This window comes from Hylemonella sp. GW821-FHT10B10, from assembly GCF_059415585.1.
The window spans coordinates 1484984-1498854 of the sequence record NZ_JBWKNN010000001.1; the positions used below are offsets into that span (position 1 = coordinate 1484984).

At 59.5% G+C, this 13871-nt stretch carries 8 protein-coding genes and 1 pseudogene; 6 read left to right on the top strand and 3 right to left on the bottom strand.

The genetic code is table 11. From position 1 onward, the window contains the following. The first annotated feature begins 195 nt into the window (after positions 1–195). Together AC07NT_RS07240 and AC07NT_RS07245 are read left to right on the top strand one after the other, a co-directional pair. Positions 196–4155, top strand: a complete 3960-nt coding sequence (locus AC07NT_RS07240; RefSeq protein ID WP_493036535.1) for an nSTAND3 domain-containing NTPase — start codon at positions 196–198, stop codon at positions 4153–4155. Between the two features lie 61 nt (positions 4156–4216). Continuing rightward, complete coding sequence (locus tag AC07NT_RS07245) at positions 4217–4942, top strand: hypothetical protein (RefSeq protein ID WP_493036537.1); 726 nt, start codon at positions 4217–4219, stop codon at positions 4940–4942. Positions 4943–5115: 173 nt separating this feature from the next. Here the strand turns inward: AC07NT_RS07245 and AC07NT_RS07250 are convergent, their stop codons facing one another. From AC07NT_RS07250 to AC07NT_RS07260, 3 genes are all read right to left on the bottom strand, one after another. Next, on the bottom strand, positions 5116–5796 hold the full coding sequence (locus tag AC07NT_RS07250; RefSeq protein ID WP_493036539.1) for a helix-turn-helix transcriptional regulator: 681 nt from the start codon (positions 5794–5796) through the stop codon (positions 5116–5118). An 81-nt stretch (positions 5797–5877) separates the two neighbouring features. Further along, positions 5878–7200 (bottom strand): type II toxin-antitoxin system HipA family toxin, encoded by a 1323-nt coding sequence (locus AC07NT_RS07255; protein ID WP_493036541.1) that lies wholly within the window; start codon positions 7198–7200, stop codon positions 5878–5880. Then, positions 7197–7817, bottom strand: coding sequence for a helix-turn-helix transcriptional regulator (locus tag AC07NT_RS07260; RefSeq protein ID WP_493036543.1), 621 nt, complete (start codon positions 7815–7817; stop codon positions 7197–7199). The genes AC07NT_RS07255 and AC07NT_RS07260 overlap by 4 nt, the downstream gene beginning before the upstream one ends. 377 nt (positions 7818–8194) lie before the next feature. Here AC07NT_RS07260 and AC07NT_RS07265 point away from each other — a divergent pair. The 4 genes and pseudogenes from AC07NT_RS07265 to AC07NT_RS07280 form a co-directional block, all read left to right on the top strand. Then, positions 8195–8806 (top strand): annotated as a pseudogene (locus AC07NT_RS07265) (oxidoreductase dimerization domain-containing protein); the annotation flags it as partial. Positions 8807–8910: 104 nt separating this feature from the next. Beyond that, entirely contained in the window at positions 8911–9144 is a 234-nt protein-coding gene (locus AC07NT_RS07270; protein WP_498597145.1) for a hypothetical protein, read from the top strand. A gap of 333 nt (positions 9145–9477) precedes the next feature. Beyond that, positions 9478–10794 (top strand): site-specific integrase, encoded by a 1317-nt coding sequence (locus AC07NT_RS07275; protein ID WP_498597144.1) that lies wholly within the window; start codon positions 9478–9480, stop codon positions 10792–10794. A 42-nt stretch (positions 10795–10836) separates the two neighbouring features. Further along, positions 10837–13830, top strand: a complete 2994-nt coding sequence (locus AC07NT_RS07280) for a Tn3 family transposase (protein WP_498597143.1) — start codon at positions 10837–10839, stop codon at positions 13828–13830. Positions 13831–13871 lie beyond the last annotated feature (41 nt).

Genomic DNA, 13871 nt, shown 5'->3' on the forward strand with positions numbered 1-13871 from the left:
CGCACCGCGAGGCACGGCTCGTGTCAGAACCTCTTGTCTACGCCCACCCCTGGAGCGCAAGAGCATGCCTCCCAGCTCCCGGGCGGCAAGTGCGCTGAGTGAAGGACCAGCCACCGACATGGTCCAATTCCCATGCAGTATTCGGCGGAAAATGTCGACAGCGTTCGGACGGGTGAAAGGTGAGGTAAGAACAAAATGGCAAACGAGGCAGACGGGTGTGGCGGATCTGGAAGCCACTCAATTGCGGGCTACGAATACCAGATCGATGTCTCTGTTTGGCTCGCCCTTGACTTAGTGCTGGCAAACCGGCTCACTCTAGAGTTGGTTCTTGAGCCCGTTTCAGAGGAAGACGTCGAGGCTGATCTTGCCGACGTCGAGCCTGGCCGCTTGACGAGTACGGCGGCCTTGGACGGTTATCGCCTCGTTGTGCAGGCTAAGCTTCGCGGCGGAGACGCCTGGACGGTGGCTGGTGTGAAGGCGTTGCTAAAGCATGGCGTCGCCCGACCATCAGCCGCGAAGCGGCTCGAAGACAAAAATATCCGCTACTTGCTCGTCACCTCAGCCAGCCTGAACGGAGGTACGCGGGGATTGCTTGTCCGCCGGGCGGGGAGCTGGCCCAAGGCGGCCGACATGCCAGCAACGATCAAGAGCGCGCTCCCGGTGGGCTCAGCGGCGCGGGTTGCGATCATCGGCAACGAAGATAAGGAGCGGATCACCACCGATATCAAGACCCTCCTAACCGAGAGTTTTCGCGTCCCGAATGCCAAGCTGGACGAGTGCCGCCAAGCGTTGCGCGAGGCAGCGCGGGTTCGGATCGGTGGAGCAGGCGGTGGCTGCTGGACGCGTGCGCAGTTGGAGCAGGTCATCCGCCGTCACGATGGCTACATCGCTAGCTCACCGGGGCTCGATCATTACGTCGCCCCTACCAATTGGGGCGAGTTGCGCGCGGCGATGACCGATCGGCACGCAGCTCTGATCATCGGTCAGTCTGGGACGGGAAAGACAATGGCGACGCGTAAGCTCTATGACGAGCTGCGCAAGGAGATACCTGGCCTAGCTCGCGTACCAATCACGCTCGGGCCCGAACAGCTCCGCGACGATACAACGCCGCCACCGGTGCTCTATGACATCGAAGACCCGTGGGGCCGCTACGACTTCGACCCCAAGAGCCGCCCTTGGAACGATCAGCTTGCACAGTTCTTTGCCAAAGCTCGTCCCGATCGAATGATCGTGGCGACTTCGCGCCTGGACGTGGCCCAGAGCGCGGGAGCGCTCGATACGGTGAAGCCGTGGCGCATTGGGCTGGAGGCTGAGCACTATGGCGGCATCGAGCGTCGACGTTTGTACCGGACACGAATCGAAGCGCTGCCCCGAAAGCTCCAGGCGTTAGCGAAGGATAGTGAAGGATCGGCGCTGGCGAGCCTAGCCACCCCGCTGGAAATCCAGAAGTTTTTTGACGCCCTGCCGACACTCGACGACAAGGAGAGGCGAAATTCCGCAGGATTCGTCGCTGAGGCTATACGGCGGGCGCACCAGGACTCGATCGAACGGACAGTGGTCGATCAGATCGAGGAGCGTAAGGATATTCGCGCGGCCACCGTCCTCTGGGGTCTGCTCAAGGCCAATGACAAGCTCTCGCTCAGGCTACTGCGGCAGATCGAAGAGGATTTCGCCGAGCAAGGGGCCCCTTATGAAAAAGGTGTTTCCCCGCTCGTCACCTTCTTCGTCGCGGCTCGAAATCTGCGTCAGGTTGAAAGTACAGTGACCTACTACCATCCGCGGGTCGAGGCTGGCATTGAGCAAGCGCTGAATCGAGACCGTCTGCTCGCACGGCGAACGCTCCGCCTCTTGATCGACATCCTGATATCGCCGATCGGGCCAGGAGAAGCCTGGGGTGTTGCCGCATCTGCGAGGTTACTTCTTGCCCTTGATCGAACACCAAAGCTGAAGCCTGAGCCGTCGACCACGGCGCAAACGAAGATAGATGCATGGCTAGCCGCTGAGTTAGCCAAGGGCGGGAAGGAGTTCGAGGGGAACCTCAACCTTGCCGAAGCGGCAGGTTCAGCGAACAGCAATGTTTCTGAAGTGGCACGGTTCCTCCTGCACCGGCCGGATCGTAGCTTTGCGGGAATGCGCCTGTGGGGCCCCGCGGAGCATGACGAGGCGTGGTACGCACGAATGCGGGCCGACCCGAAGGTCAGGTCGGTCGTGGAGACTTTCATCCGAGATGTGCTACCGCACGCCCGTGATGATTTCGGAACTGGCTTCGTCGCGGAGGCCGAGCGCATCGCGCCCGGACTCACAACGGCGTTCCTGGCTGCCGCGGCGACAGCGGTGCACTACGGTCTTACAAACACCCATGACGCAATCGCCGAAGGCGCACTTAACGACCTCTCAGCGTTCGAGGCGATCGTCGATGCTGCAATCGCGGTGCGCACCCTCAGCGAGGCCGATCGCCAGCGCGCTGCGGATATCCATCTAGCGATTGTCAACGGCGAGTACAGCGAGGATTATGCCCAGCACCTTGCCGACGATGACGATGGTTGGACCGCAGGCGAGTTTCTGGAGGCCTATGTCAAGCGAGTGCGGGGGACGGTCGGTTGGCAGCACTTGGTCGAGCATCGGCATAGGGGTCGGCTGCTCTCCTACTGGCTCCGCGAGCTGGCGAAGGACGAGGCCCCGAATATAGAAGAACTTTCCAGTGCCTTTGCGATTGGACTCGGGACGGATGACGAAGACGATCTTTGGTATGTCCTGGGCAAGACGTGGGATTCCGCGTTCGAGCAGGCGCTGGTGAACCGCATCCTAGAGAGCCATCCTGCGCCCAGAGTGCGTGTCGCGGCGTTGACGTGTCTTGCCGAGCGGGCCACAGAGCGGCTACCAAGGATTTGCCATGAACTCGCGGCGCGGGGAGAGGACGGCCGACTGGTCGAAATTGCGATCGAAATTGGAGAAATGCGCTGCAAGCGATCTACCTTTGACGGCGATCGCCACGGTGAAGCGGCAAATCGGGCGGCAGAGCATCTACCAGCTCAGCTTAAAGAGATCAGCGATGCAGTTTTCGCGTTGGAAGCGGGGGCATCGCCGATTCTCACGGACGACGCGCATGAGCTGCTTACCCGCGTCATCCCGCCAAGTGAAGAAGTTCGTCTCTTTCGCGTCAGCCTGGACAAGCACCTACCTATATTCGTGCCTGACGATGTGCAGTGGTTACTCGCCAATACCGAGGATGCGAGCAACGCTGCAGAAGCGATCAATTTCGCGATACGTCATGGGATGACGGCTGAGGTTGAGGCGGGGCTCGCTCACCGATTCGCCGACGTAGTCGCACGATCGCTCACGGCGATAGCGGTGCAGAAGGTGCCCCCCCTACCTAACTCTCTGCTCGCCCTCGCTCGACATAAGGGTAGTCCGGTGCGTCGGGCCCTGGTTGAATTGCTCGATGCCAAATCGCATTCCGATCACCTTCCCGCGTTGCTTCTTCTGGCCAAGGACGAGTGGTCGCCTCGTTCTTCATATTATGGGGAAGACGACAACTATCCTATCGCGCAGTCCGCCATTGAGGCGATCGCGAAGCTCGGCGCAATCGAGGACCGGGTGGCCGAAGAGTTGTACCGGCTGGCCATCGACACACGCGACCCAGATGTTCGGTATAACATCTTTGTTCTTCTCATCGGTGCGGCCGATCCTCGCTTCCAAAGTGAGCTTTTCGAGCTTGCCGTGAGCCCGGGACGCCGAAAAATTCGGCTGGCGGCTTCGGGGGCGCTGATGGCTGGCCACGAGCATGTAGTGTCCGAAATCCTCGGACGAATCACACCGCAGTTGCTGGGGACGCGAATTGAGAGCGTCGCCTCAAGACTGCTGCTGCTCGTTGCACTACAGGGCGAAATTGGCGACGTTTTGAAGGCTGCCGAGGCGCTTTCCACGAGCGAGACGCGCCGCGTCCTATTGCTCCTTGCGATCTGGGTGATTCGCGATCGCGATATATCGGCAGCCGAGCAGATCGCCAGGATGCTGCCAACAAACCACGCCGGGGTGAGGTGGGCGCTGGCAGGTGCTGAGGGCAAGCTCGACGATACGGCTCTGGACGATTTGGGAGATTCCATCAACGTTGAGCAGGTCTTCCTGTTCATGCGACCGAAGAAGAAGCGCTGAACTGTGGCTCAGTCATACAAACCCATACCCTTGAACTCTCGTTGACTTTCACCGTTGAGGCATGCACGATGCTGACTACAGTCAACTCGGCAAACGCCTGAGAGAAACAATGGACGTCTATCAGGATCAGAGCGAAGGCTTCAAGAAAGCTCGTGTACATCCATATGTCTCTTCAAGACCCGGCGGGGCGAGTTTTGTTGATTTCAAGCGCCATCCGGAGCGGATAGCCGAGGTATTAGAAGATTTTGTCGTCTTTGGGCATGAAGCGGCGATTCAAACCTTTTACCAATTCCTTGCCTGGATCAACGGGCCTGATTCGTTGCTGGAAAGCTGCGATTGTGCGCTACGTGGACCTGGGCCGCATGACTCCAAATACTCGGAGCACTTATTGTGCGTTCACGGGCGACTGATGGTGATGCATCGTGACTTGTCAGCAAATTGCGATGACCGGTTCAACCTTCTCTACAACACATTGGGCAGGGAGCTGAGTTTTATTGATCAAGAACTCAATCGGAGCCAAGGCACCGTCGGATTCGCCGGCAGCCGCGCTCTGTACAAGGACCTGATTCCCGTACATCAACGCAAGGACGGCAACATCGTCTCGCGTTTCGGGGACCCCGGCCGAGGGCATCAGGTCTTGCTTCTTTTCAAAGCCTTCGGCGACGACCAAAACGAGGCCTTCAAAAACTTAGATCGGGTTTTTAAGAACATCGAAATGGCCTGTCGGCGGGCCTCGGAAAAGCTGCAAGCTACTAAGATGGTGCCGACTGAACGCGAGGGCGTGTAATACGGGCAGCAAGCATAGCCCTATAACACCCTGGTGGCACGATTATGCTTCCCGTCGCGGAACAGTTATGGTTCCGGCGACAGGAGTCCCGGATGCGCCAGGGTGCCGACTTATAGCTGCACGCAAGGCCCGCTTCCTGAACTATCTTTCTGGCCGGGAGCCGCCACCGGCCGTTAAATGTCTCTAATAAGAGCGTGTTTGCCAAGCGTGACACCCTTCTTGAGATCCCTCACTTGCGCAAGCACATGCAGCCTGATGGCCTCCGGGAGCACTGTGACCAGAGGCGAAGCCTGCCGTAGTTGTTGGGCCCGCTGGCTCGATCTCAGGATCTTGCGCCACGATTGATATTTCAGGATTTGCTCCCATTCCTGCCAAAGGGGGGCAGAGCGTGAGTTGGGTCTGGTAGTGAGCCAGCGGCTCAGAATCTTGTTGGCCCTGTCGAGCAGAACCGGATCTTGTTGAACTACGCGCACTGCCTGACGGTGCAAGGCGAGGCTCTGTAGGTCCTGTAGTTGGTGACGAGTCTCATCCGCAGAGATGACGACTTGAGCAGTGGATCTAGCACGTCGTGATCGCACGGTGTCAGAACCTGCCTGCCTAGGCAGACGTCCGTCAACGGCGACAAATGCCAGTTCTCCACTCAAGTTCAGAACGGCCATGACGCGAAGATATGACCCCATGGACGAACTCGGGTCACCTGACTCCACAGCCCTGAGGGTCATACGAGAGATGCCGGCCCGCTTGGCCATCTCGATTGTGCTCAGGCCTTGAGCTTTGCGTTGCAGTTGGAGACGGTTGCCCAGTTGCAGAAGCACTTGGCAGTCCAAGACGGAGAGCGAGTCAGGCGCGATCATTTGTCTACCATAATAGACAAAGTGTCCTCATTTGTGCGAAGGCTGATCGCCAACCGTTCGGCGGGTTGATCAGCCGCCGGCCTATCGTGCCAAAGCCACTTTGCCAGCCAGCCGATCTGAGATCTCTTCCACCATGGACGGCGGGGCCGCGTAGTCTTCCAGCGTTTTCGGCCAGGTCGCTTTGGCCAGGTCCACCAAGTCGCGACAGTGGCGGATCAGGCTCGACGGCCGAGAAAAGCCGCCTCGCTCGATGAGCTGCGTCATCTCATCCCAGCCAAACCTGGACACGATCTCGTCGACGGCGCGGTTGTGCCCGTAAGACTTGGGCGAGCCCTTGAAGTAGCTCGACACGCTCACCGGGTCGTACAAAGGTGCAAGTGTCGGGGTGATGCCGTCCTCGTAAAGCAGAGCCCAGTTCTTGAGGTGCGCGTCGGTGTTGCCCATCAGGATGAACGCCACCATGCGCCCCAGGAACTCCTTCACATCCTGGGCCGGGCGTGCGGACTGTTCATTGAGCACGCGCAGCATCTGGCCGTAGTCCTGCAGTAGTTCGTGGCCGTATTTCTGACTCGGGGTAAGGCCCATGGCCTGTGCAAATTCCTCCATGTGCACACGCCGCCCGTCAATGCGGTCAAAACGCTGCACCGCCAGGATGAACTCGAATGGCACCTGCTCTGGCAAGGCCGCTTCCTCGCGCGTGATCAGGTTGGCTCTGGCGCAATTGAGTCCCAGGCCTGCACACAGTGCGTAGCCGGCGTACTCGTTGAGGGTCATGTCCGGGTGCACGGAGTTGGGCAGTTTGAGGATGTGGCTGCCGGCGTGGCCATGTCGGCGAACGACGTAGCGGCGCCCATCGTGTACCGCAGAGAACTTGGTTACTACCCCCGGGATGGCCGAGCCATCTTCGACAGGAGTTTCCACAAAGCCGGGCTCGAGCACATCCAGGCCCAGCGCCGTGTGCCAGTGCCGCACGGCGGTCGGGATGTCCTCGCCTGTGGGCATGGGCTCCACTTCCAGCGCGCCCATGAGGTCGTGGCCGGCCGCGGCCAGCAGCTCGAACTCATTGTCGACGCTGCAGCCGCGTTGATCGGCAAGGCGGGTGCGGTTGTGCCCTTCGGGCAGTAGATTCTCGAAATAGCTTGGCCAGCGGCCTGAGGTTGTGACCACCCGTACATCATTCTTCGCCGAGAGGATGTCTCTGGTCTGCGCGTCGTTCGAGCCGCGATAGTTCAAGGACAGGGTCAGGCGCTGCGGGTCGTTGATGTAGTCCGCATCGAAGGACACCCGCATGATGTCACCGTAGCTGGAGAGGTAGCCGATGGGCATGCGCGCGCCTTCGGGCGCATACAGGTACATGCGCAGGTAGCGTATCGTGCCCGGCGCATTCGCGCGGACAGCACTCATTTCTTGCCGCCCTTGGGAGGCGAGAGACCTTGCAGGCGGGCCAGGGCTGCAGCAGAGATGCCCGGGCCCTTGCCCTTGTTTACTTCTTGGGCTGCGGGGAGGCTGAAGGCGTCAACTGGAAGATCCATGCGCTCCACGAAATGAGATGTCAGGTCTTGCTGGGCCACACTTCTGGCCGACCAAACGGCTGCTGGCTGAGGGGTGCGCACCCCCGCGTTGCGGGCCGAGAGCTGCCGGGCGAGGCTTCTGGCGGAATGCACGTTCTCCAGCTCATTGCTGGTTTCTTGCGTGAGCCTGTGTGTCGCCTGGCTGATGGCCAAGGCCTGGGTCACGACGGAGTCGGGTGCACCGACGCCACTGGGCTGAGCCAGCACACGTCCTCCCGACTGGATGAAAGCTTGGACCTCGCCGGCCAGGACCTTGGGCACCAGGAGCAGCTCCAGCCCTAGCGCACGTGCCAGCTCGTGGACCGTGGCCAGCTTGGGGTCAAAGCCGGACTCCACGCGCCCGACCGTGACACGGCTGGTGCCGGCCTTCAGGGCCAGTTCTTCCTGGGTCAAGCCCTGCGCCTTGCGGGCTGACTCGAGAGTGTCGATGATGCTAAGCCTATTTCTCATTCAGAGACCTTTGATAAGCCTAATTATCATGGCTCGTCGAGATAAATCAAGTAAATGTATATTACAAGATTCATAATCTGCTAAATATAAAAGGAATTTGTCATTATGGGGCTACTTGGAGCATTCAGAACTGGGTTCGAGAGGTTCAAGGCACGCGGGCTGAAGTGTGGGGCCGAAAGGGCCTCCGCGCCTCAGGTTAGGCTGGAACCCGATGCTCGAACCTAGCAGTGATTCAGCAAGGAGTTCATGCTTTGGGCACGTAAGGGCGCTGTGAAGCGCTTTTACCTAGCCGGAACTACTCTGGCCGGTACAGCAAATTAATGTTTATTCCAGTAATTTGATGTGATTCACAGCCATCCCTCGCGCCACTCGCGTGCGACGCCGTGCTGGTGAGCGTCGGTCGAAAGCCGAACACGGATGGTTTGGCATTGGAGTCGGCGAACCTCAAGGCCGATGCCATGGGCTTCATCCCAGTGGACCTGAGGACGTTTGCCACGTCGACGCCTGGGATCTACGCCATTGGCGATGTCATTGGAGGCGCAATGCTCGCGCACAAGGCGTCAGAGGAAGGCATTGCGCTTATGGAGATGTTGGCGGGGCAAAAGCCGCACGTGAACTACAACACGATTCCATCAGTCATCTACACTGCCCCCGAGGTGGCGTCCGTCGGGCAGACCGAAGAGGCGCTGAAGAAGGCGGGCGTTCCGTACAAGGCCGGCCGATTCCCATTCAGCGCCAGCGCACGCGCGAAGGCCAAGGCGCACACTGCCGGACTGGTCAAAGTCCTGGCCCACGCAACTACGGACGAGATCCTGGGCGTCCACATCATCGGTCCCGAAGCAGGATCGCTGATTCACGAGGCGGTTGTCGCTATTGAATTCAAGGCCTCTTCTGAAGACATCGCACGATGCTGCCACGCGCATCCAACCCTACCTGAGGCCCTGCGGGAGGCGGCTCTCGCGGTTGAGGGCCGCGCTCTACACATGTGAGCAATTCATCCGGAAGTCGATCGCACCTGATATTGCGGCCGATTCCCACAACACTGCGTTTCCCTCGAATAATTCCGAACGCTCCAATGCAAACATCAGACATCATGAATCAAAGAATCAAAGCGCTGGCAGTTCAGGCCACAGAAATCAGGCAGACGAGCGACCATTGCTCGGGCCAAAGCGAAACGTGGAGCGAGATGAATCTCGACACCTTTACACGGATTCTTGTCGAAGAATGTGCCGGCGTCATTAAGCAGAATAGCGCAGGACTCGAACAGGGTCTGGTCAGCGTTGAAGCTTTGAAGGCTACGCTGCTTTCACATTTTGGACTGGAATAATCATGCTTTGAACTTTCTGAGGGGGTCGAGTTCGGCTCAAGCGAAAACATCGACGCGTTAAAGCTCAGTGAACTTCCAAGTTCTGGACAAAAGCAAATTGGTGGCCTTGATGGTGTGCCGAGACGTACTGTTGGCCTTGGTCACCGAGCCTGACAAAGAGTCGAAACGGATGGCAAGCCCTGCGCACCCGGGTCCGAGGGTGCTCGTCGCGAGAACGCTCCAGATCGTTCTCAAATCGTGTACTCTCGCTGCCATCTCCGGCGCCGCGTACTGTGGTGCCTCGCATCCCCGCCTTCTGACCGCTCAAAGAGAGTATGCCGTACCGATGGTGACATGACCCGTCTTGACCAGTATATCGAGGCCGCCGAGCGCGACAACACGCGCCGGAGCTACGCTTCGGCCATACGCCATTTTGAAATAGAGTGGGAAGGCCTGCTGCCTTCCACTGCCGATGCCGTCTCCCGCTACCTGGCCGACCACGCGGCAACCCTGGCCATCAACACTCTTCGCCAGCGGCTGGCAGCGCTGTCCCGGTGGCATACCGACCAAGGTTTTGCCGATCCTACCAAGTCGCCCCTGGTGCGCCAGGTCCTCAGAGGCATTCGCTCGATTCACGCAGTGCCAGAAAAGCGCGCGCGCGCGCTGGAGCTGGCGGTGCTGCAGCAGGTCGATCAATGGCTCGATGCCGCAATCGGCAACGCCCAGCGATCCGGTGACCGGCCGGCTTTGCTTCGCCACGCGCGCGACCGCAGCTTGATGCTGCTGGGATTCTGGCGTGGATTTCGCTCCGATGAGCTGGTCAACCTGCGCGTGGAGAACACCGAGGTGACGCCGGGTCAAGGCATGGCCTGCTACCTGGGTCGCAGCAAGGGCGACCGGCAGTTGCAGGGCCGGGTTTTTAAATGCCCAGCCCTGTCCCGTCTGTGCCCGGTGACGGCCTTCAATGCCTGGGTCGACGTGGCCGGTTTGACCGAGGGTCCGGTGTTCCGCAAGATCGACCGCTGGGGCAATATTGCCGACGAAAGTCTGCATGCCGATAGCCTGATTCCGTTGCTGCGCAGCCTGTTCGCTGAAGCCGGTGTCGAATCGCCCGAGAAATACAGCAGCCACTCCTTGCGCCGCGGCTTTGCCAGCTGGGCCCGCGCCAGCGGCTGGGACATCAAGGAACTGATGGAATACGTCGGCTGGAAGGACGTCAAATCAGCCATGCGCTACCTCGATGCATCTGACTCCAGCCTGCAAGCCCGGTTCGAGCAGGGTCTGACAGCCCTGACGTCGGCCACTCCGCAGCCACCGCCGCCTTTGTTGCAGCTGTTCGAACAGGTCGAAGTTCCCCGCCCGCCAGTTGAAGGAGCGACGCTCATGGCAGTCCTGCGTGTTACGCTGGTGCTAGCCCGGTTCAGCAAGCACTCGCGCGGCCTGGCCCGAGGCCACCGGCTGATCGAGCAGACCTGCTTCGAGCGTTTCGCCATGCAACGCCTGAACACCGAGGGCACGCTCTACGAACTGGCGGTTCCCTACCTTTCCCGCGACTTGCTGGACGAGGTGATCGCCACGCTGCTCGATGACATGTACCGCATTGCCGAGGACAACCAGTGCCTGCTGGAAACCTCGTTTCACGAACCCGCCACCGACACCTATTGGGATTGAGGCGATGGATAGCAATGCCATCAGGCGGGGTAGCCCCCGCGAATGACCACGCTCCACGAGACGGCCTATCCCAGCCTGAAATCCGATCCGACACCTCGTGAGCTGGCAGAGCTTTACACGCCGACCGTGGATGAGCAACTCCTGGCTGCCGGCATAGGCAAACGCGTTTTGCCGCGGATGGCAGCGCTAATCCACCTGAAGGTCTTCCAGCGCCTGGGTTATTTCATCCCTCTGGCCGACGTGCCCCCAGTGATCCGGGAGCACATTGCGCAACAAGTGGGCGTGGTTCGGCCGCCCTTGGCGGCGGACCTTAAGCGCTTCGAGGCCTCGGGCTCACGCACGGCACTTTTTGCGGCTTTGCGCCGGCACCTCAATGTCAAACCTTTGAACCCGGCTGGCAACGCCTGGCTGGAGGTCGTGGCCGACACGGCGGCTGAGACGAAACACGCGGTGGCCGACATCATCAACGTGATGCTGGAGGAGCTGGTCCACCATCGCTACGAATTGCCTGCCTTCTCGACGCTGGACCGGATGGCATTTCGAGCCCGAGAAAAGAGCAACAGCCGGTACTTTTCCGCTATCACCAGCCAACTGACGGTGCATACCAAGGCCCTGATCGACAGCTTGCTTAAAACCGCTACGGGCGAGGCGGTTTCTCCTTGGCAAATGCTCAAGCGCGAACCCAAGCGGCCGACCAACAAGGAAACACGCACCTACATCCAGCACATCCGGCGCCTGCAATACCTTGTGGAGCAGTTGCCCAAGCCCGACGTGCCGGCACCCAAGCTCAAGCAGTTCCGGCATCTGGCGCGCGCACTCAATGCGACCGAAATGGCCGAGCTCAAGCCGCAAAAGCGCTACGCTCTGGCCGTGATTTTTATCCGGGCGCAGCATGCCCAGTCCCTGGATGATGCCGCCGACCTGTTTATTCGCCTTATGCAGAACCTGGAAAACAATGCCAGGCAGAAACTGCTCTCGTTCCAGCAGGAGCGGGTCCAGAAAACCGACATGCTGGTCAGCCAACTCAAGGATATTCTGGGTGCCTATCAGCTGGAGGGGACAGACACCCAGCGCGTGGATGCCATCGGCACCACCCTGGTGGCCGAGGTGGACGAACTGCTCAACGAGTGCGAACAGCACCTGGCCTATGCGGGCCGCAACCACCTGCCGTTCCTGCTGCAGCCCTACAAGATGGTCCGGGCCCAGTTGCTCAACTGCATAGGGATCGCCTCGCCCAAAGCCAGCAGCGAGGACCAGGTGGTGGAGCGGCTGATTGAGGCGCTCAATAAACTGCGTGACAACCGCGCTGACACCGTGCCACTTGACATGCTGGGCCTGAGTGAAGACAAGGATTTGCGCTGGATGTCCTCCCAGTGGAAGAGGCTGGTACTGGTCCGGTCAGCAGGCAAAGGCCGGGCAGAAGCTGTCTATCGCCGGTATTTTGAGCTGGCGGTCATGCATGCGGTCAAGGACGACCTGAAGTCCGGCGATCTCTTCATCAAGTACGGCGAACGTTATGACGACTACCGTGAGCAGTTGGTCGATGACGAAACTTTTGGAAAAGAAGTGGGCGACTATGGCCGGGTCACCGGCATCGAGACAGATCCCCCCACCTTTGTGTCAATGCTCAAATCGGCCATGTCCCAGCGGGCGAAGGACATCGACGCCACTTTCCCGGAAAACGCCCATGCCGAGATCGTTGACGGCCGCTTGATCCTGCGAAAACCGCCTCGTTCAGAAATCGTCGAGGCGGCCGCGCGGATCGACGCCCTGATAACCGAGCGGATGGAGGCGGCTAGCATCGTGGATGTCATGATCGACACCGAGCGCTGGTTGGATCTGCACAAGCTGTTCCGGCCACTCGCCGGCACCGACAGCCGCCTGGAGGACCTGCGCATGCGCGTCATCACGACGCTGTTTTGCTATGGCTGCAACCTGGGGCCGGTGCAGACCGCCAAATCCATCAAAGGGCTTAGCCGCCGCCAGATTTCCTGGCTCAATCTCAAATACGTCAGCGAAGACCTGCTGGACAAGGCCATTGTCAAGGTGATCAACGCATACAACAAGTTTGAGCTGCCAGGCTATTGGGGCACCGGCAAACACGCGTCGGCCGACGGTACCAAGTGGAACCTGTACGAGCAAAACTTACTGTCCGAGCACCATATTCGCTATGGCGGCTACGGTGGCATCGGCTACTACCATGTGTCCGACAAGTTCATTGCGCTGTTCAGCCATTTCATTTCGTGTGGCACCTACGAGGGCATCCATATCCTTGACGGGCTGATGACCAATGAATCCGATATTCGGCCCGACACAATCCACGGCGACACCCAGGCCCAGAGCTACCCGGTCTTCGCGCTGGCCTATCTCCTGGGCATCCAGCTCATGCCACGCATCAGGGGTATCCAGGACCTCAAATTCCATCGCCCGGAACCGGGCAATGTGTACCAGAACATCAATGCGCTGTTCAGCGATGTGATCGACTGGCGGCTGATTGAGCTGCATCTTCCGGCGATGTTGCGGGTGGCGGTTTCCGTCAAAACCGGCAAGATCACGCCGTCGGCCATCCTGCGGAGGCTTGGCACCTACAGCCGCAAGAACAAACTGTATTTCGCATTTGTTGAGCTTGGCAAGGTTATCCGGACCATGTTTCTGCTGAGCTATATCGGCGATGTGGGATTGCGCAAGGTGATCCATGCCGAAACCAACAAGAGTGAGCAGTTCAACGGCTTTGCGGGCTGGTCATTTTTTGGGGGAGAGGGGATCATTGCCGAGAACATCCGGCACGAGCAGCGCAAGGTGATCAAGTACAACCACCTAGTGGCCAACATGATCATTTTGCACAACGTGGTGGGCATGACGCGTGTTCTGCAGGAGCTTCGCGACGAAGGAACCGAGATCACGCTGGAGATCCTGGCGGGCTTGGCGCCGTTTCGCACGGCGCATATCAACCGGTTTGGCGACTACACGCTGGACTTCCGGCGGAAGATCGGTCCATTGAACTTCGACGCCACCATAATTCCAATGGAATCATAGGCTTAGGGGAGTTCCTGCGGGTTTTTACATGAATCCCTGCC